This window comes from Seohaeicola saemankumensis (assembly GCF_042678485.1).
Classification (GTDB): domain Bacteria; phylum Pseudomonadota; class Alphaproteobacteria; order Rhodobacterales; family Rhodobacteraceae; genus Seohaeicola; species Seohaeicola saemankumensis.
Genome location: NZ_JBHTKR010000002.1, coordinates 88,760 through 112,350, shown reverse-complemented (window position 1 = coordinate 112,350; position 23,591 = coordinate 88,760). Strand labels below are relative to the sequence as shown.

General features: G+C 63.7%; 21 protein-coding genes and 1 tRNA gene. 6 read left to right on the top strand and 16 right to left on the bottom strand.

What is annotated here, in order from left to right; genetic code table 11:
* Positions 1–34 precede the first annotated feature (34 nt).
* Both ACFQ3C_RS04340 and ACFQ3C_RS04335 read right to left on the bottom strand, forming a co-directional pair.
* Positions 35–475: an ion channel gene (locus tag ACFQ3C_RS04340; protein WP_380789235.1), complete on the bottom strand. Its 441-nt coding sequence runs from the start codon at positions 473–475 to the stop codon at positions 35–37.
* A 40-nt stretch (positions 476–515) separates the two neighbouring features.
* Entirely contained in the window at positions 516–2,399 is a 1,884-nt protein-coding gene (locus tag ACFQ3C_RS04335) for an acyl-CoA synthetase (protein ID WP_380789234.1), read from the bottom strand.
* A 275-nt stretch (positions 2,400–2,674) separates the two neighbouring features.
* On the opposite strand from ACFQ3C_RS04335, the gene ACFQ3C_RS04330 reads away from it, so the two are divergent.
* Complete coding sequence (locus tag ACFQ3C_RS04330; RefSeq protein ID WP_380789233.1) at positions 2,675–2,923, top strand: TFIIB-type zinc ribbon-containing protein; 249 nt, start codon at positions 2,675–2,677, stop codon at positions 2,921–2,923.
* 241 nt (positions 2,924–3,164) lie between these two features.
* On the opposite strand, the gene lysM is transcribed toward ACFQ3C_RS04330, so the two are convergent.
* Positions 3,165–3,593, bottom strand: a complete 429-nt coding sequence (lysM, locus tag ACFQ3C_RS04325) for a peptidoglycan-binding protein LysM (RefSeq protein WP_380789232.1) — start codon at positions 3,591–3,593, stop codon at positions 3,165–3,167.
* Between the two features lie 96 nt (positions 3,594–3,689).
* Positions 3,690–5,483 (bottom strand): ABC transporter transmembrane domain-containing protein, encoded by a 1,794-nt coding sequence (locus ACFQ3C_RS04320; protein WP_380789230.1) that lies wholly within the window; start codon positions 5,481–5,483, stop codon positions 3,690–3,692.
* A gap of 217 nt (positions 5,484–5,700) precedes the next feature.
* Here ACFQ3C_RS04320 and ACFQ3C_RS04315 point away from each other — a divergent pair, with 217 nt between their 5' ends.
* From ACFQ3C_RS04315 to ACFQ3C_RS04305, 3 genes are all read left to right on the top strand, one after another.
* Positions 5,701–6,714 carry an ABC transporter substrate-binding protein gene (locus ACFQ3C_RS04315; protein ID WP_380789229.1) on the top strand — a complete coding sequence of 338 codons (1,014 nt, stop codon included), beginning with the start codon at positions 5,701–5,703 and terminating at the stop codon, positions 6,712–6,714.
* A gap of 63 nt (positions 6,715–6,777) precedes the next feature.
* Positions 6,778–7,545 (top strand): ABC transporter ATP-binding protein, encoded by a 768-nt coding sequence (locus tag ACFQ3C_RS04310; protein ID WP_380789228.1) that lies wholly within the window; start codon positions 6,778–6,780, stop codon positions 7,543–7,545.
* Positions 7,538–8,371 carry an ABC transporter permease gene (locus ACFQ3C_RS04305; protein ID WP_380789227.1) on the top strand — a complete coding sequence of 278 codons (834 nt, stop codon included), beginning with the start codon at positions 7,538–7,540 and terminating at the stop codon, positions 8,369–8,371. Before ACFQ3C_RS04310 ends, ACFQ3C_RS04305 begins: the two co-directional genes overlap by 8 nt.
* A gap of 98 nt (positions 8,372–8,469) precedes the next feature.
* Here ACFQ3C_RS04305 and ACFQ3C_RS04300 read toward each other — a convergent pair whose 3' ends face one another.
* The 12 genes from ACFQ3C_RS04300 to ACFQ3C_RS04245 form a co-directional block, all read right to left on the bottom strand.
* Positions 8,470–9,375 carry a fumarylacetoacetate hydrolase family protein gene (locus ACFQ3C_RS04300; protein WP_380789226.1) on the bottom strand — a complete coding sequence of 302 codons (906 nt, stop codon included), beginning with the start codon at positions 9,373–9,375 and terminating at the stop codon, positions 8,470–8,472.
* A 7-nt stretch (positions 9,376–9,382) separates the two neighbouring features.
* Positions 9,383–10,159 (bottom strand): cyclase family protein, encoded by a 777-nt coding sequence (locus ACFQ3C_RS04295; RefSeq protein WP_380789225.1) that lies wholly within the window; start codon positions 10,157–10,159, stop codon positions 9,383–9,385.
* Between the two features lie 28 nt (positions 10,160–10,187).
* Positions 10,188–11,498 (bottom strand): TRAP transporter large permease, encoded by a 1,311-nt coding sequence (locus ACFQ3C_RS04290; protein WP_380789224.1) that lies wholly within the window; start codon positions 11,496–11,498, stop codon positions 10,188–10,190.
* Complete coding sequence (locus ACFQ3C_RS04285; RefSeq protein WP_380789223.1) at positions 11,495–12,025, bottom strand: TRAP transporter small permease subunit; 531 nt, start codon at positions 12,023–12,025, stop codon at positions 11,495–11,497. The genes ACFQ3C_RS04290 and ACFQ3C_RS04285 overlap by 4 nt, the downstream gene beginning before the upstream one ends.
* 7 nt (positions 12,026–12,032) lie before the next feature.
* The gene (locus ACFQ3C_RS04280) at positions 12,033–13,088 is read right to left on the bottom strand and encodes a C4-dicarboxylate TRAP transporter substrate-binding protein (protein ID WP_380789222.1); all 1,056 of its coding nucleotides are present in this window, start codon (positions 13,086–13,088) and stop codon (positions 12,033–12,035) included.
* Positions 13,089–13,413: 325 nt separating this feature from the next.
* Positions 13,414–13,487: transfer RNA gene (locus ACFQ3C_RS04275), tRNA-Gly, on the bottom strand.
* Between the two features lie 189 nt (positions 13,488–13,676).
* Positions 13,677–14,882 carry a CaiB/BaiF CoA transferase family protein gene (locus tag ACFQ3C_RS04270; RefSeq protein ID WP_380789221.1) on the bottom strand — a complete coding sequence of 402 codons (1,206 nt, stop codon included), beginning with the start codon at positions 14,880–14,882 and terminating at the stop codon, positions 13,677–13,679.
* Entirely contained in the window at positions 14,879–15,664 is a 786-nt protein-coding gene (locus ACFQ3C_RS04265) for an enoyl-CoA hydratase/isomerase family protein (protein ID WP_380789220.1), read from the bottom strand. Before ACFQ3C_RS04265 ends, ACFQ3C_RS04270 begins: the two co-directional genes overlap by 4 nt.
* A complete protein-coding gene (locus tag ACFQ3C_RS04260) occupies positions 15,661–16,941 on the bottom strand; it encodes a TRAP transporter large permease (protein WP_380789219.1) in 1,281 nt (426 codons plus the stop codon). The genes ACFQ3C_RS04265 and ACFQ3C_RS04260 overlap by 4 nt, the downstream gene beginning before the upstream one ends.
* Positions 16,941–17,462 (bottom strand): TRAP transporter small permease, encoded by a 522-nt coding sequence (locus ACFQ3C_RS04255; protein ID WP_380789218.1) that lies wholly within the window; start codon positions 17,460–17,462, stop codon positions 16,941–16,943. The genes ACFQ3C_RS04260 and ACFQ3C_RS04255 overlap by 1 nt, the downstream gene beginning before the upstream one ends.
* A gap of 161 nt (positions 17,463–17,623) precedes the next feature.
* Positions 17,624–18,604, bottom strand: coding sequence for a TRAP transporter substrate-binding protein (locus ACFQ3C_RS04250; protein ID WP_380789217.1), 981 nt, complete (start codon positions 18,602–18,604; stop codon positions 17,624–17,626).
* A 62-nt stretch (positions 18,605–18,666) separates the two neighbouring features.
* Positions 18,667–19,824, bottom strand: a complete 1,158-nt coding sequence (locus ACFQ3C_RS04245) for a pyridoxal-phosphate-dependent aminotransferase family protein (protein ID WP_380789216.1) — start codon at positions 19,822–19,824, stop codon at positions 18,667–18,669.
* Between the two features lie 175 nt (positions 19,825–19,999).
* On the opposite strand from ACFQ3C_RS04245, the gene ACFQ3C_RS04240 reads away from it, so the two are divergent.
* Together ACFQ3C_RS04240 and ACFQ3C_RS04235 are read left to right on the top strand one after the other, a co-directional pair.
* The gene (locus tag ACFQ3C_RS04240; RefSeq protein WP_380789215.1) at positions 20,000–22,879 is read left to right on the top strand and encodes an FAD-binding and (Fe-S)-binding domain-containing protein; all 2,880 of its coding nucleotides are present in this window, start codon (positions 20,000–20,002) and stop codon (positions 22,877–22,879) included.
* A 13-nt stretch (positions 22,880–22,892) separates the two neighbouring features.
* Positions 22,893–23,576 (top strand): GntR family transcriptional regulator, encoded by a 684-nt coding sequence (locus ACFQ3C_RS04235; RefSeq protein ID WP_380789214.1) that lies wholly within the window; start codon positions 22,893–22,895, stop codon positions 23,574–23,576.
* Positions 23,577–23,591 lie beyond the last annotated feature (15 nt).

Here is a 23,591-nt window from a genome sequence, read left to right as displayed (position 1 = left end):
TCGTGATCGGCTGAAACAGAACCGCGCCGCCTGCTCAGCGGTCCCGTTCGGGGTGCCAGTAGCGTTGCATCATCAGATAGGTGAACGAGGCCGACCAGGTGATCAGCAAGAACCCGTTCAGAGCCTCAAGCCCGACGATCATGCGGATCGGGCCGTAGGGATGGATTTCGCCGATACCCAATGTGGTGTAGCTGGTCAGCGAGAAATAGAAATAATCCAGCGCCGTCCCCTCGAACACGCCGCCGATGCCGCCGAACCCGTCGAATTGCAGCAACAGGGCATAGGCCACCGCGTAAAGGCCGATCTCGAGGATATGACCGATCATGCAGGCGATGATCACGACCAGAACCCGCTGGCGCGCGCGGATCGGCAGATCGGGCAGCAGCTTGCCGGTGACGCGCAGCACCTCGTAATGGATCAGTACCGTCGCGCCCAGCAGGACAAGCGCCGCAAGTATGATCGTCAGAAGGATCACGGGTGCCTTCCGTCAGACCGGGATGCGGCGCCCTGCGCTGTCACTCGGCCCATTCCCAGGGGCGGGTGAAGGCGCCCAGCACATGCCCCACCTCGTCATCATGCACGACGCCGGTGCGACGAACACGGGCGACAAGGCCGCGTTTCTTGTCATCGACAACCTCGACCACGTTGGCGTTCAGCTTGGCCTCGTGCAGTGCGGCATTGTAGACGCGGGTGATGGCGCGCTTGCGCAGGTCGGGCTTGAACACCTTGCCGACGGCGGTCTTGGGCAGCTCCGGCAGCACCTCGACGAATTTCGGCAGGGCCGCGCGTTCATGCACATGGATCTTGCAATGCTCGACCAGTTCGGCCCCCGTCACGGTGCCGCCCGCGACCAGTTCGACATAGGCGCAGGGCAACTCGCCCGCATGGGCGTCGGGCTGGCCGATGGCACCGGCAAAGGCCACGTCCTTGTGCGCCAGCAGCGCCTCTTCGATCTCGGCGGGGTCGATGTTGTGCCCGCCGCGAATGATCAGGTCCTTGGCACGCCCCGTGATCCACATGTAACCATCAGTGTCGATGCGGCCCAGATCACCGGTCCGCAGATGCGTTCCATAATGGTAGAGATCGCGGTTCTTGTCGTCCTCGGTATAGGTGTGGCCCGCCCAGACACCGGGGTTCGCGATGCAGATCTCGCCCACCTCGTCGGCGGCACATTCGACGGGCGCGCCCCCCACGGTCTTGAGGATCTTGACGTCCGTATAGGGAAAGCGGATGCCGACCGATCCCACCTTCTTTTCGCCGTCCACCGGGTTGACCGAGACAAGGCAGGTGGCTTCGGTCAGACCGTAGCCTTCCACGATGGTCACGCCGGTTGCCGCCTCGAACCGCTTGAACAATTCCAGCGGCAGCGGCGCCGACCCCGAGAATGACGTCTTCACCGTCGAGACATCCGCATCGACCGGGCGCTGCATCAGCGCCGAAATGGCCGTAGGAACGGTGATGATGAAGGTGATCTTCCAGCGTTCGATCAGCTTCCAGAAATTGTCGAACACCCCCTCGCCGCGATACCCCGCAGGCGTCGGGAACACGACATGCGCGCCCGAATAGATCACCGCCATCAGGATCACATGGCAGGCGAAGACATGGAACAGCGGCAGCGGGCAGATCACGTTGTCTTCGGGTGTGTAAAGCAGCGTGCCGCCAAGCCAGCCGTTATAGATGATCCCGGAATAGCGATGCTGCGCGACCTTGGGCATGCCGGTGGTGCCGCCGGTGTGGAAATAGGCGGCGACCCGGTCACCCGCGCTGTCGGCAAAGGCCAGTGTCTTGGGCTGGCGCGCCAGTTCGGCGTTGAAATTCTTGACATCGGCATGGTGGTTGCCGGGGTTCTTGGGGCGCACCAGCGGCACGATCCAGGATTTCGGCGGCGTCAGGTAGCGGTTCAGATCGACCTCAAGCACGGTATGCACGCCGGGGGCATGGCGCACGGCCTCGGCGGTCTTTTGCGCCACATCGGTCTTGGGGAACGCCTTGAGGGTCACGACGACCTTGGCCTTGGTCTCGCGCAGGATCGCGCCGATCTGTTCAGGCTCCAGCAGCGGGTTGATCGGGTTGATGATCCCGGCAATGGCCCCGCCAAGGACGGTCAGAACCGTCTCGTTGCAATTGGGCAGGATGCAGGCGACCACATCACCCTCACCGATCCCCAGGCTGCGGAACAGGTTCGCCGCCTGGCAGGTTTTTTCGTGCAACTGGGTCCAGTTCAGGGTTTCGGCCTTGTCGGTCGGTCCGCTGAGCAGCTGGAAGGTGACGGCCTTGCCCAATGGCACCTTGTCGCGCGTCTGCGACAGCATCTGGTATAGCGTCTTTGGCACGTCACGCTCGGCCCATGGCATCTCGGTCTCAAGCGCAATCGTATCTGCAACAGATGCAAAACCCATCTCGGTCCTCCCACTGGGGCCGCGATGGCGACCCTCACCTCATCCTCGGGCAGTAATGTGGAAGGGTTTGCGAAAGGTTACAAGGGTGCAGAGCACAAGGTGGCGCAACGTAAAAGAGGCGCTCCAAGGGGTTGCACCGCACGGCGGCATATCGCCCAGCCACATATCGTCCCCCGTCGCGCACCGGCTTTCGTTCGGGCAGCCGTTGAATATGGCCGTTCGGTGATTAGGTCCCAACCTGTAACCATTGGATTTGTTTGAAAAGGATAATCGCCATGCAATGCCCCGTGGATGGACAGGTGCTCGTCATTACCGAACGCAGCGGAGTCGAGATAGATTACTGCCCCAAGTGTCGCGGCGTCTGGCTGGATCGCGGCGAGCTGGACAAGATCATCGGCGCGGCGGCTCAGGTCGCAGCACAGCCCCCGCAGCCACCGCGTGGCGGTTATGATCGCGACCACCATGGCGGCCGCCCGCATGAGAAAAAGCGCGAATCCTTCCTCAGCAACCTTTTCGACTTCTAAGGCGGCAAGAGGCAAGCACGTCTAAGCTGCCGGGGACCGGAAAGGGATGCCCGCGCGCGGGACGCTCTGCACAAAACGGATGAAAAACCGGCGCGATCAGCGGCAACCGCCGATAAACTCGGGGCCGATCCGTCACGCCTGTGAAATGCAAGGCCCCTGCCCCTGCCCCAGTATCATCGCAGGACAGCCGCAAAACAAAAGGGCCGCCCCAAAGGCGGCCCCTTCCCGTCATGCCTGCCGATCAGGCGGACTTGCCGCCGGGGATCCGCAGGACCTGGCCGGGATAGATCTTGTCCGGGTGGGTCAGCATCGGCTTGTTCGCCTCGAAAATCTCGGGGTAGCGGTTCGCGCTGCCCAGCGTCTTTTTCGCAATGGCCGACAGGGTGTCACCCTTCTCGACCGTGTGGAACACGGCGTCATCGGCCTCGGCCGCTTCAACCTCGGCCACGCCTTCGACGTTGCCGACGGCCAGGATCACCTTCTCGCGCTCCTCGGCCGACAGCGTACCGCCCGACACGGTGACCTTGTCACCATCCACGGTGATTTCGGCGCCCTTGGTATCGAGGCCCAGGTCGGCCACTTCCTTTTTCAGCGCCTCGGCGCTGGGGGCTGCGTCACCGCCGCCCGCGACTTTCTTGCCGGATTTCTTCCAGAAATTGAATAGTCCCATCTGTCTGTCCTTTCACTCACCGTACCCTCCCGTGCAGGAGGGCACTCATAACGCGGTGAACCTTTGGACAGAGTGAGACCGCTGGCAAGCACTAATTCACGCCGCATGTGCCCCGTCGGTGAACTGAAGCCGCGCCAGACGGGCGTAAAGCCCGCCTTCGGCCACCAGCGCGTCATGGGTTCCCTGCGCCACGATGCGCCCCCCATCCAGCACGATGATGCGATCGGCCTTTTTCACCGTGGCAAGACGATGCGCCACGATGATCGTGGTGCGCCCTTGCGACAGGGCGTCAACGGCCATCTGGACCGCGCGTTCGCTTTCCGCATCCAGCGCGGATGTCGCCTCGTCCAGCAGCAGCACCGGCGCGTCGCGCAGGATGGCGCGGGCAATGGCGATTCGCTGCTTTTGCCCGCCCGACAGCATCACGCCGCGTTCGCCGACCTGCGCGTCATACCCATCGGGCAATGCCATGATGAAATCATGCGCCGCGGCAGCCTGCGCCGCCGCCTCGACCTCGGCGTCAGTCGCCTCGGGCCGGCCGAAGCGGATATTCTCGCGCGCGGTGGTGGCAAAGATCACCGGATCCTGCGGCACCAGCGCCATGTGATGGCGGAACGCTTCGCGGCGCATCTGGTCCAGTGCGACGCCATCCAGCAGGATGCGCCCCGCGCTGGGATCGTAAAAGCGCAGAAGCGTCTGGATGATCGTTGTCTTGCCTGCGCCGGACGGGCCGACCAGGGCCACGGTCTCGCCCGGTTCGATGACCAGATCGACATGATCCAGGGCCGGGATTTCGGGGCGGGCCGGGTAGTGGAAACTGACGTTCTCGTAGGTGATGCGCCCGCGGACGGGTGCCGGAACAGGCAGCGGTGCCGCCGGGTCCTTGACGGGATCATCGGCATTCAGCAGTTCGGCCAGACGCTCGGTCGCACCGGCCGCGCGCTGCAACTCGCCCCAGATTTCCGACAGCGCGCCAACGGCGCCCGCCACCATCACCGCATAGATCACGAACTGGATCAGCGCGCCCGCCGACATGGCGCCGGCGCGCACGTCGCGCGCGCCCATCCACAGCACGCCCACGATCCCCGTGAAGACCAGAAAGATCACGATCACTGTCATGAGGGCGCGGGTGTTCACCCGTTTGCGCGCCGCGTCATAGCTCAACTCGGTCACATCGCCGAAGGCGCGGCGCGTCGCCTCTTCATGGGTGAAGGCCTGCACGGTCTGCACGCTCGACAGCGCCTCGGAGGCATTGCCGGAACTGGCCGCGATCCAGTCCTGGTTTTCGCGGCTGAGCACGCGAAGGCGCCGCCCCAGCACCAGGATCGGCACGATCACGGCCGGCACGATCAGCAGGACCAACCCCGTCAGCTTGGACGAGGTGAAAAGCATCAGCACCAGGCCACCCATGAACAGCAACAGGTTACGCAGCGCGATCGAGATGGACGAGCCGATGACCGACTGGATCAACGTTGTATCCGTCGTGATCCGGCTGAGAACCTCGCCCGTCATGATGTTTTCGTAAAAGGCCGGGGACATGCCCAGCACCCTGTCGAACACCGCCTTGCGGATATCCGCCACGACACGTTCGCCCAGGCGCGTGACCAGCAGGTAGCGCAGGCCCGTGCCCAGGGCCAACAGGGCCGCGATGCCCAGCGCCGCCGTGAAATAGAGATCCAGCAGCGCGCCGTCCTCGGCGTTGAAATTGTCCACCACACGTCGCACCGCCAGCGGCAGCACCAGCGAGACGCAGGCGGTCAGCACCAGCGCCAGAACGGCCGCGGCCAGAAGCGGCCTGTAGGGTCGCAAGAAAGGCCATAGGGCCGCCAGCGCGCCGATGTGTTTCGATTTCGCGCGTTCCTGTTCGGCTGTGATGCCCGGTCCGGCCATACGTCTTTTCCTTCTTGTCCTGCGACAGCGGTTTAAGCCCTGGGGCCGCGCTGGGCAAGCGGCTGTCCTGTCGCGGGGCTGTTGTATGGCACCTGTGGACTTTAGCGGGTTGATTTCCAGGACCGATGCCGCACTATGGCATCCCCGGCATGGCCTGTCCGGCGCGTCTTTGGCGCCTTCGCCCTGCCGAAGGACACTCAGATGGGGAGGAGACCCGATGACCACATTCTCACGCCGCGGCGCCATGGGCCTGCTGGGCGGGGCAGCCGCCCTGCCGATGCTGGGCCGCCCGGCCCTGGCCAATACGAAACTCAATATCGGCGCGCTGAATTTCACCAGCCATGCCGCAAGCTTCGTCGCCTATGAGCGTGGCTATTTCGCCGAAGAAGGCTTTGACGTCGAGTTCAAGTTCTTCCAGGCGGCGCAGCCGATGGCGGTGGCCATCGCGTCCGGTGATGCCGACTACGCGGTGACGGCCATTTCGGGTGGCCTGATCTCGCTGGCCGAGAAGGGCGCGGTCAAGGTGATCGGCGGCTCGCTTTCGGAAGAAAAGGGCATCGACGGTCAGAAGATCCTCGCCTCGGACGCGGCCTATCAGGCGGGTCTGACCAGCCCGGCGATGCTGGGCGGCAAGAAGTTCGGCGTGACGCAGGCCGGGTCGTCCTTCCACTACATGGGATCCAAGATTGCCGCCGCCGAAGGCGTCGAGGTGGAGTTCGTGCCGCTGCAAAAGGTGGGGGCCGTCATCGGCGCGCTCAAGACCGGGCAGATCGACGCCTGGACCATCGTGCCGCATATCGCCAAGCCGCTGGCTGCGGGGCCAGAGGTGCATATCATCGGGGACGTGGCCGACTACCTGCCCGACTACCAGGTCACGACCATCTTCACCTCGGCCACCAATGCCGGCGCCGAACGCGCCAAGACCGAAGCGGTGCTGCGCGCCCTGTCCAAAGGGGCAGCCGATTTCAACGCCGCACTGGTCGACAAGACCACATCCGAGGCCGAGATGGAGGAGATGGTCAAGCTGATCCACAAATACGTCAACGCCGACAAACCCTATGAAGCGGCGCGCGGGTCGATCATCAACGGCGCGATGCGCCTGAATGCGGGGGCCGCGCTGAACACGACCTCGGTCAAGGATCAGCTGGACTGGTTCATTGCCGAAGGCCTGGTCAAGGACAGCATCACGATGGACACGCTGGTCGACGCCTCCTACGTGCAGACGATGTAAGGTCGCGCGATCACGCCAACCGGGCGGTGCGTTCCGGCGCGCCGCCCTTCGGGAAGACGCAACATGGATCTATGCCTCGACAGCCTCTCGCACCGCTATGGCGCAGTCGAGGTCCTGTCCGATATCAGCCTGACGATCCCCCAGGGGCGCATCGTCTGCATCGTCGGGCCGTCGGGCTGCGGCAAGTCCACGCTTTTGCGGATGATCGGCGGGCTGGAACGCCCCGATGCGGGGGCTGTGCTGCAACAGGGCGCGCCATCCGCGGATTGCCTGAACCCGCTGACCTTCGTGTTTCAGGATTTTGCCCTGCTGCCCTGGCGCACGGTCGCGGGCAATATCGAACTGGTGCTGGAAGATCACGCCCTGCCCCGCGACCGGCGCGCCCGGATCGTGGCGGATGTGCTGGCGCGCACCAAGCTTTCCGATTTCCGCGATGCCTTGCCCAAGCAGCTGTCGGGCGGCATGAAGCAGCGCGTGGCGATCGCCCGCGCGCTGGCGGTGAACCCGGCCGTGATGCTGATGGATGAGCCGCTGTCGGCACTGGACGCGCAGACGCGCGAATTGCTGATGGATGACCTGATCGCGCTGTGGACGCGCGCGCCCTTCACCGCCGTCTATGTGACGCATAACTTGGCCGAGGCGGTGCGCCTGGGTCATCGCATCGTCGTGCTGTCGCGCCGCCCCGGCCGCATCCGCGAGGTGGTCAGCATAGACACGCCTTTGGACGCGCGCCGCACCGGCGATCCCGCGCTCGAGGCGCATCAGGCGCGGCTGTGGCAACTGATGCGGGACGAGGCCGAGGCCGCCGACAAGGAGCTGAGCAATGTCTGACATGCCGCTGACCGGCCAGGCCGCAACGCCCGCGCCCGCGCCCTCGCGCCCAGTACCGTTCCGGGGTGGCGGCTTCAAGCCCGTGCCTGTCCGCTATCTGGGGGCGCTGGTGATCGTGGCGCTGATCGCGCTGATCGAATGGGGGACGCGCACGGGCGCGATCTCGAACCTGACGCTGCCGCGGCCCTCGGATGTGCTGGGCACTTTCCGCGACCTTTGGGTGACGGGGCTGTTATGGGAGCATCTGCTGCCATCGCTGTCGCGGCTGGCCGTGGGGTCGGCGCTGGGTGTCAGCACGGGCATTGCCGTGGGTGTGATGATCGGGCTGTTCAGCATCGCCCGCGCGGGGCTTGTGCCGCTGGTCGCCGCGATATTTCCGATCCCCAAGATCGCGCTTCTGCCGCTTTTCGTGATCTGGTTCGGTATCGACGAGGGATCGAAATACGCGCTGATCGCCTTTGGCACCTTCACGCCCACGGTCGTGTCGACCTATGGCGCCGTGGACAATGTCGACCGCACGCTGATCCGCATGGGCCAGAGCTTTGGCCTCAGCTGGTGGTCGATCGTCCGCAAGATCGTGTTGCCGGGCGCCATGCCCGGGATCCTGTCAGGTCTGCGGATCAGCCTGTCGATCGGGATCATCCTTCTGGTCGCGGCCGAAATGCTGGGCGCGCGCTACGGTATCGGGGCCTATATCCTCGAGGCCGGCTCGCTCTACGATCTGGAACGGCTCTTTGCCGGGGTGGTGATCCTGTCGGCGCTGGGGGTGCTGACATCGGCGGCGATCAGCTGGGCCGAACGGCGCCTGCTGAGCTGGCGTGTCTGATGGCGATCGTTGTTCAATGAGTATTTTTTTGAACGATGAAGGGAGGCCGCGCGCGCCTCTTCATCGTTCCCCAAATACTCACTGTCCCGACGCCGGCGTCAGGGCCGAACGATCCTGTTGCGCAAGACGCCGATGCCGTCGATCTCAAGCTCGAACAGATCGCCGGGCGCAAGGCGGCGGCCGGTTTCCAGACCGCATCCGGTGCCCACGGTGCCGGACCCGATCACCTCGCCGGGATAGAGCGTCTCCGAGGCCGAGACATGTTCGATGATCCGCGCGAATGTGTGATGCATGGCCCGCGAATTGCCGCCGCCCCAGCGTTCACCATTCACGCGCAGTTCCATGTCCAGTGCCACGGGATGCGCGATCTCGTCCGCCGTCACGATCCAGGGCCCCAGGATGTTGCCGGTATCGAAATCCTTGCCCTTGGCCGGCCCCAGCTGTCCCGGCATCTCGCGCATCTGGGCATCGCGGGCGCTGACATCGTTCAGGATCGTATAGCCCCAGATATGGGCGGGCGCGTCTGCGGCGCTGATGTCACGGCCACCCTTGCCGATGACGATGGCCATTTCCAGCTCGACATCCAGGTGTGCGGCGTAAGACGGCCAGATCACGTCCTGCCCGTCGCCGATGAAGGACATGCGGTTTCCCTTGTAATAGATCGGCTGCTCGTACCAGACGGGAGGAATGGCAAAGGGACGCCCGGTCATCTTTTCGGCCTGGGCGAAGGAATTGATCAGATGTTCCTCGAACACCAGGCAATCGCGGTATTGCACCGGCCGGATCGGGCAGCGCATCTCGACATCGTCCAGCGCGATCAGTGCCCGGCCCTTTGGGTCGGCCAGCGCGGCGCGCACGGCCTCAAGCCCTGCATCCCCGGCCTCGACCAGTTCGACCATGTCGCGCAGCATCAGCCCGGCGGCGCGCAGGTCCAGCAGGCGCTGCGCGTCGATGACGGCCACGGGTTTTTCCACATCGGCATGCAAGACGGTTCCCAGTTTCATGGCGCCCCTAATCCTCGAATATCGCGACGGCGCGGGTGAAGCCCGCCGATCCGCCCTTCAGCTTCACCGGAAAGCAGCTGATGGTAAAGCCGGTTGCGGGCAGGCTTTCGAGGTTGCTGAGCTTTTCCATGTGGCAATAGCCGATATCGATCGAGGCGCGGTGCCCTTCCCAGATGATGCCGGGATCGTGGGTCGCGGCCCATTTCCTGGCGGTATGCGAGAATGGCGCGTCCCAGGACCAGGCATCGGTGCCCGTCACGCGCACACCGCGTTCCAGAAGATACATCGTCGCCTCGCGCCCCATGCCGCAGCCTGAATCGACATAGTCGGCCTGCCCGTATTTCGCCCCGGCCGAGGTGTTGATGACCACGATTTCCAGCGGTTGCAGGTCATGACCGATCCGGGCCAGTTCCGCCTCGACCTCGGCGGCGCTGACAAGGTGACCGTCGGGCAGGTGGCGGAAATCCAGCTTGACACCGGGGTTCATGCACCATTCCAGCGGGACTTCGTCGATGGTGATGGCGCGCTTGCCGCCGTCCATCGTCGAATGGTGGTGATAGGGCGCGTCCAGATGGGTGCCGTTGTGGCTGCTGACGCGCAGAAACTCGACCGCCCAGCCATCGCCGCCAGGAAGGTCATCGACCGTCAGACCCGGAAAGAAGCCTGCGATCTGACCTGCGGTCATCTTGTGATCCAGATAGTCGATCTGCGGCAGCATGATCGGCGGATCGCTGGCGACACCCGCCTCGAGCGGGATGGAGATGTCGACGAACCTGCGTGCCATGATGAAACCCTCCTTCGGTCTGTGAAACTCAGCGCCCCGGCACAAGGCCGATGGCGATCATGGGAAAGACGATGACCAGCGCCAGCACCGCCAGCATGATCAGCGCGAAAGGGGCGGCCCCCTTGAAGATGTCGGCAAGCGTGATCGCGGGGTCATCCAGCGTGGCCTTGATCACATAGACGGATATGCCGAAGGGTGGCGTCAGCAGCCCGATCTCGACCGCCAGAACGGTGACGATGCCGAACCAGACCAGGTCCACGCCCATCGGCACCACCACGGGCAGCATCAGCGGGACAAGGATCAGCATGATCGAGGAGCTGTCCAGGATCATGCCCAGCGCAATCACGATCAGGACGTAAAGGATCATCAGCCCCCAGAAGCCCAGATCGGCCCCTGCCGCCCAGGCCCCAAGGCCCGCCGGGACGCCCGACAGCGCCAGCATGCGCGAATACATCTGCGCCGCGATGATCAGGAAGCAGACGGTCGCCGTGACCAGCCCGGTTTCCACCAGCACCCGCCACAGCCCCGCCCATGTCAGGCGGCGCAGGGCAAGGCCGATCAGCAGCGCCCCGATGGACCCGACCGCCCCCGCCTCGACCGGCGTGAAAATCCCGCCGTAGATGCCGCCCAGCACAAGCGCGATCAGTGTCGCGATGGGCAGGCCCTTGGCCAGCAACGCGCGCGGTGGCAGGGCCGCGGGGGCGCCTTCGGGGCGGCCCACGAAACCAGGCGTGAAGATCGCCATCAGGATGATCCCGCCCGCAAAGAACACCGCCAGCAGCAGCCCCGGCCCGATCCCTGCGATGAACAGATCCCCGATGCTTTGTTCCGTCAGGATGCCGTAGAGGATCAGCAGAAGCGAGGGCGGGATCATCATGCCCAGCACGCTGGACCCGGCCACCACCCCCACGGCAAAGCGCGGCGCATAGCCATGGCGGATCATCTGCGGCACCGCGATCTTGGTGAACACCGCCGCCGACGCGATGGAGATGCCGGTGATCGCGGCAAAGATCGCATTGGCCCCCACGGTGCCCACGCCCAGCCCGCCACGCAGGCGGCGGAACATCGCATTGGCCACATCGAAAGCATCGCGGCCCAACCCCGCTTCGGCCACGATGAACCCCATCAGCACGAAAAGCGGCACGACGCCGAAGAAATAGCTGGATATCGCGTCATTCGCCGCCAGCGCCATCAGCTTGGAGGCCAGCAGCGGCGTGCCCTTGATCGCCCAGACACCCAGAAAGGAACACAGCATCAGCGCGATGGGTACGAACAGACCCGCAAGAACCGACAGGAACATCGCGGCAAGCGCGATCAATCCGATCTCGAAAGGGGTCATGGTCTGGCCTCGGCCGGGGACAAAGGGATCCAGCGGCGCAGGATGCGGGCGGCGAATTGCAGGATCAGCATGCTGCCCCCGATCAGGATCGTCAGTTTCACGGGCCAGGTCGGCGCGATGAAATCCCCCAGCGCGCCGATGAATTCGCCCCGTTCCCAGGCGCGGGTGAAGATCGGCCAGGTCGTGCTGACGATCACCCAGATCACCGCCATGGACACGAGGTCAAAGACGGTCTCGATCCATTTGGCCAAGCCAGGGTGGCGCGGCTCCAGCCAGCCTTGCAGGGCATCGGAGCGGGTCAGCCGCCCTGCCCGCAGGGCCTGGGGTATCTGCAGAAAGACAATGGCGACGATCGACAGCGTGACCAGTTCGGGCACGCCTGCCACGGGCGCGCCCGCCAGATTGCGCCCCGCCACATCGACCCCCACAAGGATCATCAGCAGCAGGATCAAGCCCGAACCGATCACGTTCAACGCCTGGGTCGCGCCATCCAGACAGCGCAACACCAGGGCCAGGAATGGGCGCATGCTGCGCCTATTCCTTGTCCCAGTCGCGCAGCGGGGTCGCACCCGCGGCGCGCATCGCATCCATGTAGAGCCCCAGGATCAGGCTGGCGGGTTTGCCCTGCGCGTCCAGTTCGGTGGCCCATGTCTTGGCCGCGTTATCCATGCCCTGCGCCCAGGCCGCACGCATCTCGGGGCTGGCCTCGGTGATGGTGGCGCCGGCCTCGGCCATCTTGGTCAGGGCGATCTGGACAAAGGCCTCAAGATCGTCGTGATACCAGACCTGCGCTGCATCCGCCGCGGCCACCAGGGCGGTCTGCACCTCGGCGGGCAGGCCCACGAACCATTCGGCATTGACGCAGATGGAACCTGCATATTGCGCGCCCAGACCCATCTTGGTGACATAGGGCGCAACCTCGAACAGCTTGCCCGGCAGGGCGGCGCTGGCAAAGACCAGAACGCCGTCGTACACGCCTGCTTTCAGTTCGTTGTAATAGGTAGTCAGGTTGCCCGAAACACCGACCGCCCCGGTGCCCGACAGCCAGTTGATGGCAGCCCCCGGCGCCGCGATCTTGCGGCCTTTCAGATCGTCCAGCGACGTGACGGGGAAATTCGTCATCAGCGCATAGTCGTCTATCCCGATCGGCGCGCCCAGATAGAACACGCCGTTTTCCGCATAGGCCAGGTTCATCTCGGTATGGTTGCGGTGCAGGTCGTTCACCGTCTCGGCGATCAGGCGCACGTCATCGCTGACGAAGGGGGTGTAATAGGTCACGTTCTGCACGGCCAGCTTGGCGGGATCGAACAGCGCCTGGCAGGTGCCCATCTCGGCCAGACCGGCCTCGACCGCTTCCAGCTCCTCGCCGACGCCGGCCAATGCGCCACCGTATTGTTCCGAGAAGGTGATGCTGTGCCCTTCGGCCTCAAGTGCGGCCTGGGCAGCCGGGATGAAGCTTTCGCTGATCATCCGCACCCAGCGGAACACCGGCGGGTGACCTGCAACCACGGTGACGTTATAGGATTCGGCAAAGCTGGCGGCAGGCGCCAGGGCAAGGGCGGCAACCAGTCCCAGATGTTTCAGTGTCATGTGTCATCTCCTCCCAAAGACAAGGCCGCAACCAGCGGCGTGACGTGATTGCGGCGGCCGACGGTGCAGCTGCCATATCCGGCGTTCTCCAAGGCCGTCCGGTCCGGACTGGCCTTGCTTGTGCAAGTCTTTGAAAAATCGCTGTGGCGGCTCCTCCTTCCGCCACAGCGTCCGGAGCGGTCCGGGCGCCTGTCCTGACGGACGGGCCACGGGTACCGCACGGGTTGAGGAACCGTAACCTGCGCCACGCGAAGGTCAAGAGCCAAGGTGACCCGGCGTCAGGCCAGACGGGACTGTGGACAGAACGGGGAGGTGGAGGAAGGTCTGGAGCGGGCGGCGGGAATCGAACCCGCGTCTCTTGCTTGGAAGGCAAGGGTCTTACCATTACACAACGCCCGCATCAGGCCGCGTCGTCTTAGCGCGCCCACGGATCAGAGGCAAGCCGAACCTGCATCCTGCGGCAAATCCATTCACGCCGAAAGGACGCGCAACAGGCCACTGCCACGCGGCATACGGGGTCATGTACCCGCCACGGCGCGGCCTGTGGCGCTGCGGCCGCGAATCGGGCGGCCGGGTTCTGTTGCCGCCTCAGGCTGCGATGACGGCGCGCGAGGCGATCAGCGCGTCGATGCGCGCATCATCCAGACCGAGTTCGGACAGGATGTCGCGACTGTGCTGCCCCAGAAGCGGTGCCGCACGCGTGATATTCGCCGGCGTCCGGCTGAACTTGACCGGATGCCCGATCGTGTCGACCTTGCCCGCGCGGGGATGATCGACGCTCAGCACCATCTCGCGGGCGCGGGTCTGGGGATCGTCATGCATCTGCAGGATGTCGTTGATCGGCCCTGCCGGCAGCTTGGCGGTTTCCATCCGGGCGAGCCAGGCCTCGGTCGTGTCCTGGCGCAGATAGCCGTTCAGAATCTCGACCAGTTCGGGCAGGTTCCTTTTGCGCGCCTCGTTCGAGGCGAATTTGGGATCATCGTTCAGTTCCGGCGCGCCGATCACCTCGAGGAAACGCAGCCAGTTGCTCTGGTTTGCGGCCCCGACATTCAGCCAGCCATCCTTGGTCTGGAAGGCCTGGTAGGGTGCGTTGAGCGGATGCGCCGAGCCCAGCGGTTCGGGCTTTTCGCCGGTCGCAAAGGCAATGGCAGACTGCCAGTAGGTCTGCACGATCGCGGCTTCGAACAGGGATGTGTCGACCTTCTGCCCCTGCCCCGTCTGCAGCATGTTGGCATAGGCCGCACAGACACCCATCGCGGCAAGAATGCCCGAATTGATATCGGAAATCGGTGCTGCGACCTTGACCGGCGGGCGTCCCGGCCCTTCGCCCGTGATCGACATAAGCCCCGCCATGCCCTGCGCGATCAGGTCGAAACCGCCGCGGTCCGCATAGGGGCCGGTGCGGCCAAAGCCCGAAATCTCGCAATAGATCAGGCGCGGGTTGATCTTGACCAGATCGTCATAGCCCAGGCCCAGCCGTTCCATCGTGCCGGTGCGGTAATTCTCGATCACCACATCGGCCTCGGTCAGCAGCTTGCGCAGGATCTCGACAGCCTCGGCATCCTTGAGGTTCAGGGCGATGCCGCGCTTGTTGCGGTTCATCATCATGTAGGCCGCAGCTTCGCCATTGATCTCGGGCGGAACGAAACGGCGGCTGTCGTCGCCTGCGGGCTTTTCCACCTTGATCACATCGGCGCCCATATCGGCCAGCATCAGGCCGCAGACCGGCCCGGCCATGATATGGGCCAGCTCGATCACCCGCATCCCCTTGAGCGGGCCAGTGAGGGGTTTCACCGTCCTGTCCATTCCGGCTTTCTCTTGTTCAGGAATGCTTCCATGCCGATCCGGAAATCCTCGCTCATGTAGCATAGTGTGATCAGATCGTCGTCCTGCACCTTGCTGGCGGCCCGGTTGCGGCGCATCGCTTCCTTGGTGGCGCGCAGGGTCAGGGGCGCCATGGAACCGACCAGTGTCGCCAGTTCCGCGGCGCGGTCCATCAGGGCGACCTCATCGGCCAAGACCTCGCTCACGAGGCCACAGGCCAGGGCCTCATCGGCCTGGATCAGGCGGGCGGTGAAGATCAGCTCGCGCACCCGGCCCGCGCCGATCAGTTCGGTCAAGCGCGCCAGGTTTCCAGCCGCCAGACAGTTGCCCAGGGTGCGCCCGATGGGAAAGCCGAATTTCAGGCTGGCCGATGCGATGCGGATGTCACAGGCCGCCGCGATGGACCCGCCGCCCCCGGTGCAGGCGCCGTTGATCGCGGCAATCGTGGGTATCGGGCAGCGTTCGACCGCCTCCAGCACCGCGTCGATCCGGCCTTCATAATCCAGCGCATCCTGCGCCGTCTCGAAGGCGCGGAACTGGGTCATGTCGGTGCCGGCGGCAAAGGCCTTGCCGCCTGCGCCGGACATCACCATGGCCCGCACCGATCCGTCCGTCGGCATGGTCGCGCAGATCGCGGCAAGCCGTTCATACATGGCAAAGGTCAGCGCATTGCGCGCCTCGGGGCGGTTGAACGTGACCCACAGGATGCCGTCGCGCAGGTCTTCGATCAGTTCGGGGGTCTGATTGCTCATCTGTAGAAATACTCCACCAGGAACATCGGGACGGACGGCACATAGGTGCACAGCATCAGCACCGCCAGCAGCACGCCGACGAACCAGATATTGACCTTGGACACCTCCCAGATATTGGCGCGGGCCACCGAACAGGCGGTGATCAGCACCGAGGCCACAGGCGGCGTCTGCTGCCCGATCGCCAGGTTCAGCGTCACGACCAGGCCGAAATGGACGGGGTCGATCCCCGCCGCCGTGATCAGCGGGATCACGATCGGAATGACCAGGATGATCGCCGCGGCCGAATGCAGGAAGAACCCGATGATCAGGAAAAAGACGTTCAGGATCAGCAGGATCGCCCATTGCTGCGTGGTGATTGACAGGATGCCTTCGGCCAGCTGCTGCGGGATCTGCGCGCGTGTCAGGAAGCCGCCCATCAGCACCGACGCCGCCACCAGCAGCATCACCACAGCCGTCTGGATGCCACCGTCCAGCATGGCGCGGCGCAGATGGGCGAAGTTGATGTTGCGATACCAGGCCGACACGACGATGGCCGCCAGCACGGCAAGGCCCGCCGCCTCGGTCGCGGTGACGAAACCGCCGAAGATACCGCCCAGGATGACCACGGGCAGGATGAAGGCGGGTAGCGCATCAATGAACGTCTCCTTGAGACGCGGGATGTTGAAGGCCGCTTCGGTCGGGAAATTGTATCGCTTGGCAAAGATGTAGGCGACCAGCATCAGGCCCGCCGCGCCCAGAAGGCCCGGCACCACACCCGCCACGAACAGCTGTTCGACGGATGTATTGGCCGAGGCCGCGTAAAGGATCATCGGAATCGACGGGGGGATGATGATCGCAAGCGATGCCGATGACGATGTGACGGCGGCCGAGAATTCCTTGCTGTAGCCGCGCTTTTTCATCTGCGGGATCAGGATCGACCCCATCGCCGCCACATCGGCCACGGCAGAGCCCGAGATTTCGGCGAAGAACAGCGACACGCCGATGTTCACCATCGCCAGACCGCCCCGGATGAAGCCGATGATCGCAGTGACAAAGTTGATCAGCCTGTCGGTGATCCCGCCGGCGTTCATGATGGCCCCTGCCAACACGAACATCGGGATCGCGATCAGCGAGAATTTGGTCGATCCGCCGTACATGTCCAGCGCGATGGTGACCAGGCTGTCGGCCCCTTCGGTCAGGAACAGGCCGATGACACCGCACATGGCCAGCGCCACGGCAATCGGAACGTTGATGCAGATCATCAACAGCAGTGCAATGAAGATGGCAGCGATCAGCATCAGGCGCGGTCCTTGTTCTTTTCAAGCTCGGCTTCGACTTCTTCTTCGATATCGGCATGTTCCAGAGAGATGCCCGCTGCCGTCAGCTTGAGGTAAGCCGGCAGACTGAGGAGCTGGCAGATGATGAACAGCGCGGCCCCGATGGGGATGACGGACTGGGTGAACTGCACGGGCACCCAGGTCAGCGACACCAGAACATCGCCTTCCAGCACCTCGAGCACCTGAAGCCCGGCGCGCGCCATCAGGATGAAGAACAGCAGCACGATGGCTTCGCCCGCCAGCAGGGCCCAGAGGCGCAGCCGCAGCGGCATCGCCAGCAGCACGGTGTCAAAACCGATGTGCCGGCGGTGCAAGGCCGCCAGCGCGGAACCGTAATAGGTGATCCAGGCCAGCATGATCGCGGCCACCTCGTCATACCAGGAAAAGCTCTGCCCCATCAGGCGGGCGATCACGGCCACGGTGACGGTAACTGTCAGCAGCACCATCAGCCCGATCGTCATCCATTCAAGGATCTTGCTCATGAGGCGGTTCAGACGTGACAGGGTCGGGTAGGCGGAATGCTCCATGTCGGACCTGACTTTGGAAAGGGTTCAAACGTCCAGCAGCCGCCGGGGATCCGGCAGAGATGCGTGAAGATGCAGAAGAAAGGGGGCGGGCCTGCGCCACGCCCCCCTGGGACCGATCAGCCGGATTTGCCGAGGCTGAGGACCAGGTCGATCATGTCCTGACCGCCTTCGACCTCATCCGCGAACTGCTTGTAGATCGGCTTGGAGGCTTCGATGAATGCGGCCTTGTCGGCATCGTTCACCTCGACACCCGCATCCTTGATCACCTGCAGCAGGCTTGCTTCCAGCTCGGCGGCGCGGGTGTAGGTGAAATCCTGCGTCTTGTTCGCGCAATCCGTCAGGGCCGCCTGCACATCGGCGGGCATCTTGTCGAAATGCTTCTTGGAGGCCAGGATATAGGCCGGCGTATAGACATGTTCCGTGACCGACAGGTATTTCTGCACCTCCTGGAACTTGGCCGAAGCGATTTGTGCATAGGGGTTTTCCTGCCCGTCGATCACGCCGGTCTGCAGCGCGGTGAACACGTCGGAAAAGGCCATCGGCGTGGGGTTCGCGCCATATTCCTGGAACATCTTCAGACGCCACACCCCGTTGGGCGTACGCAGCTTGATCCCTTGCAGGTCGGCGGGCACATTGATCGGGCGCACGTTGTTGGTGATGTTGCGGAACCCGTTCTCGGCCAGACCCACGATGTGATAGCCGTTGTCCTGCGCGGCACCCTCGAACGTATCCATCATTTCGCCCTGAACGCGGCGCATGTGGTCGCGATCCGAGATGATGTAGGGCATTTCGAAAATACCGAACACGGCATCGACCGACGACATGATCGACGACGGCAACGCAAAATCGACCTGACCCAGTTTCAGCTTCTGCAACAGTTCCTTGTCATTGCCCAGCTGCGACGAGCCGAAGGTCTGCACCTCGACCTTGCCCGCCAGGGCGGTGTTGGAACATTCCGCGAAATAGTTCACGGAGTCCTCGAACAGCGACCCCGGCGCGCCGACATGGCCGAATTTCAGGGTCATGTCCGCCGCCGACACGGTGGTTGCCATCCCGATCAGCGCTGTTGCGGCTGACAGTTTCACGAGCGTCTTCATCTTGTTCTCCTCCCAGAGCTTTGTTGTTCGTCTTGCCCCTCGCGCCAGGGCGAGGGGGCCTTCTACGCGAGCATTTGCATCGCGACCTGCACCCCACCCTCCTTGTGGGGTACATCGGCCTTCTTCAGGCCCATTTCGACACCGGCCAATGTCGCCACCAGCATCAGGTCATTGAAATCGCCCAGATGTCCGATGCGGAACACCTTGTCGGCCACCTTGGACAGGCCGTTGCCCAGCGAGATGTCAAAATGCTCCAGCGTCGTGGCGCGGAAGGCATCGGCGCTATGGCCCTCGGGCATCAGAACGGCGGTCAGAACGCCGCTTTCCTGCCCCTGCGTGGCGCAGAGAACCTCCAACCCCCAGGCGCGCACCGCCGCGCGGGCCGCGGCACCATGGCGGGCGTGACGGGCAAAGACATTGTCCAGCCCTTCCTCGTGCAGCATGTCGATGGCCTCGTTCAGGCCGTAAAGCAGGTTGGTCCCCGGCGTGTAGGGGAAATACCCTTTCTCGTTCGGACCGACCATCTCGCCCCAGTCCCAATAGGACCGCTTGCAGGCCGCCGCCTTGTTGGCAGCCATGGCCTTGGCGCTGACCGCGTTGAACGACAGGCCCGGCGGCAGCATCAGCCCCTTTTGGGACCCCGAGACGGTGACATCCACGCCCCATTCGTCATGGCGATAATCCAGCGAGGCCAGCCCCGAGATGGTATCGACCATCAAGAGCGCGGGATGATTGGCATTGTCGATTGCCTTGCGTACCGCAGCGATGGGCGACACCGAACCGGTCGAGGTTTCGTTGTGGACAACGCAGACGGCCTTGATCTCATGGGTCTTGTCCTCGGCCAGATAGGCTTCGATCTGGTCGGGATCGGCCCCGCCGCGCCAGTCGCCGGCGATGAATTCCGCCTTGATCCCCAGCTTGTCGGCCAGCTTCTTCCAGAGCGTCGCGAAATGCCCGGTTTCGAACATCAGAACACGGTCACCGGGCGACAGGCTGTTGACCAGCGCCGCCTCCCATGCGCCTGTTCCGGACGAGGGGTAGATGAACACATGCGCGTCCGTCTTGAAGATCGACTTCATCCCGTTCAGCGCCTTCAGGCCGACCTTGGCAAAATCCGGGCCGCGATGGTCGATCGTCTGCTGCGAGATCGCGCTCAGGATGCGATCAGGCACAGCGCTCGGCCCCGGAATCTGAAGAAAGTGACGACCGGCTTTTCTCATGAATTCTGTTCCCAAACCTTCCGACAAACAGCCCGGAGAGCACCTGCCCACCGCCATTTGTTTTTTCCATTGAAGAACTGTAATTTTGAATTCATAATTTAGTCAACACATAATTCCCCTGAAACCCGGCTGACGAATTGGGCTGAACATGCAAGAAATATCAAAGATTTCCAAAATGTTAGCTGATCGCGTCGAAGGCGATGTCCTGTTCGACCGTTTCTCTCGGGGGCGTTATGCGACGGATGCATCCTTCTACCAGATGATGCCGCTGGGTGTCTTGTCGCCAAAGTCCGAGGATGACATTCGCGCGGCCCTGGACATGGCGACAGAGCAAGGCATTCCGATCCTGCCGCGCGGCGGCGGCACCTCGCAATGCGGCCAGACCGTGAACGAGGCGCTGGTGCTGGACAACACCCAATACTTCAACCAAGTGCTTGAACTGGATGTCGAAAACCGGCGCTGCGTGGTCCGGCCCGGCATCGTGCTGGACGCGTTGAACCGCATTCTCAAGCCGCATGGGCTGTGGTTTCCGGTCGATGTGTCCACGGCGTCGCGCGCGACGATCGGGGGCATGGCGGGCAACAATTCCTGCGGGGGGAAATCGCTGCGCTACGGGATGATGCGCGACAACGTGCTGTCGATCGAGGCATTCATGGCCGATGGCAGCCGGCATCGCTTCGGCCCCGTCGGGGCAGATCATTCCCCTGCCCTGTCCGCGCTGCGCGATGATCTGCTGTCCCTGGGCGCGCGCGAGGCGGCGGAAATCGCCGCGCGGTTCCCCAAGGTGATGCGACGGGTCGGTGGCTACAATATCGACGCGCTGACACCGGACCGCGCGCCGCAGAACCTGGCGCATCTTCTGGTCGGGTCCGAGGGCACGCTGGCCTATTCCACCGCGATCGAACTGAAACTCTGGCCCCTGGTCGCAGGCAAAGTGATGGGGGTCTGCCATTTTCCCACCTTCTATCAGGCCATGGATGCAGCACAGCATCTGGTCTCGCTGACCCCGCAGGGCGTGGAGCTGGTGGATGCGACGATGATCGGCCTTGGCCGCGACATCCCGATGTTCCGCCAGACCATCGAGGCCTTTGTGACCGGACAGCCCGAGGCGCTGCTGCTGGTCGAATTCGCCGAGGACGATCCGCGCCAGAACGCCGTCAAGCTCAAGCAGCTGGACCAGATGATGGGCGATCTGGGCTTTGCGTGGTCGGGGTCTGGCAAGTCATGGGGCGGCATGACGCCCGTGACCGACAACAGGCTGCAAAACGGCATCGCCGAATTCCGCAAGGCCGGGCTGAACATCATGATGTCGATGAAGGAAGATGGCAAACCCGTCTCCTTCGTCGAGGATTGCGCCGTCGAACTGCCCGATCTGGCCGAGTACACGGCGGGCCTGACCGAGATCTTCGAGAAATACGGCACCAAGGGCACATGGTATGCCCATGCTTCGGTCGGGTGCCTGCATGTGCGTCCGGTGCTGAACCTCAAGCTGGACAAGGACGTCAAGACGATGCGCGCCATCGCCGAGGAATGCTTTGATCTGGTGCGGCACTACAAGGGTTCGCATTCGGGCGAGCATGGCGACGGGCTGGTGCGGTCGGAATTCCACGAAAAGATGTTCGGTGCGCGCATGGTCGACAGCTTCAATGCGGTCAAGCAGCGCTTTGATCCCAAGGGGTTGTTCAACCCCGGCAAGATCGTGAACGCGCCGAAAATGGATGACCGGCGCCTGTTCCGCTATGGGCCTGATTACGCGGTGCCGCCGATCAGGACGCAGCTGGACTGGTCCGCCTGGACGGGCAGCGGCGGCGGGTTTCAGGGCGCTGTCGAGATGTGCAACAACAACGGCGCCTGCCGCAAACTGAAGGGCGGGGTCATGTGCCCCTCGTTCCGCGTGACCCGCAAGGAGCAGGATCTGACCCGCGGGCGCGCCAATACCCTGCGTCTTGCGATTTCGGGGCAATTGGGACCAGACGCGCTGACCTCGGACGAGATGGCCGAGACGATGAAACTGTGCGTGTCCTGCAAGGGCTGCAAGCGTGAATGCCCCACGGGCGTGGACATGGCGAAGATGAAGATCGAAGTGCAGGCGGCGCGCGCCAAGGCGCATGGCATCAGCCTGCATGATCGCCTTGTGGCCTATCTGCCCCGCTATGCGCCTTTGGCCTCGCGCCTGTCGTTCCTGGCGAACCTGCGAAACACCGTGCCGGGGCTGGCAAAGCTGACCGAACGGCTGACGGGTTTCACCGCCACCCGCGATCTGCCGACATGGAGCGCGACACCCTTCAAGGATACCGAGGTTCCGCCAACCGAAGCCCCCGGCGTCGTCCTGTTCGCCGATTGTTTCAACCGCTACTTCGAGCCTGAAAACCTGCGCGCCACCCTGGCCGTGATGGACGCGGCAGAGGTGCCCGTGCATCTGGCCGCAGCCCCGGCAGGCGAGCGGCCACTGTGCTGCGGGCGCACCTTCCTTTCGGCCGGTCTGGTCGAAGAGGCCCGCGCCGAGGCGCAACGGCTGGTCGATGCGCTGCTGCCGCTGGCCGCGCAGGGATTGCCCATCGTCGGGCTTGAACCAAGCTGCCTTCTGACCCTGCGCGACGAGATCCCAAGCCTGTTGCCAGGCGCGGATACGGCGCGCCTGACCGCCCAGGCCGTGATGCTTGAGGAATATATCGCGGCTCAGGCCGGGAACCCTGATTTCAGCCTCAAGCTGACCTCGCCCGCGCCAAAAGTGCTGCTGCACGGGCATTGCCATCAGAAAGCGATGGGGGTGATGTCCAGCATCGAAAAAACCCTCGCCTTGCTGCCCGAGACCACGATAGAGGTTGTCGAAACAAGCTGCTGCGGCATGGCGGGCGCGTTTGGATACGGGGCAGATACCCACGAGATTTCACGCAAGATGGCAGAGGCGGATTTGCTTCCGGCGGTCAGACAGGCCAGCGCCGAGACGATCATCGTGGCCGATGGCACCTCATGTCGGCATCAGATCTCCGACACCACCGACCGCAAGCCCATGCATATCGCCCGGCTGCTTGAACTGGCCTTGAAAGAGTAGTGAGTCACAGAACATGACCGAGAACAGCGCCATACGGATAATCCCGCGCAAATCGCTGCACGAGGAATTGGTCGATCGTCTGCAGATGCTGATCATCACCGGGGAGCTGAAGCCGGGATCGAAAGTGCCCGAAAAAGAGCTTTGCGCGCAGTTCGGCGTCTCGCGCACCCCCATGCGCGAAGCCCTGAAGGTGGTTGCCTCGGACGGGCTGGTCAGGCTGGAACAGAACCGCGGCGCCTGGGTCGCGCCCCTGACGATCAGCGAGGTCGAGGAGGTTTTTCCCATTCTCGGCGTGCTCGAGGCGCTGTCGGGTGAGCTGGCCTGCCAGAACATCACCGATGAGGAAATCGCGGCTGTCCGCGCGCTGCACGCCCAGATGATCAAAAGCTACGAGTCCCGCGACCTCGAGGCGTATTTCAGCATCAATCAGAAGATCCACCGCGCCATCCTGAAGGCGGCACGCAACGACACGCTGACAGCCTCTTGCCAGGCGCTGTCATTGCGGATGCAGCGCGCCCGCTATCTGGCGAACATGTCCGATGACCGCTGGGCCGCCGCCGTGCAGGAGCACGAAAAGATCATGGAATATCTGGCGCTGCGCGATGGCAAGCATCTGGCGCAGACCCTGCTTGCACATATGCGGGGCAAACAGGCTTCGGTGACGAAATGGCTGATATCGCAGGGCGCGCAGGTCTGAGGGCTGGCGCACCGG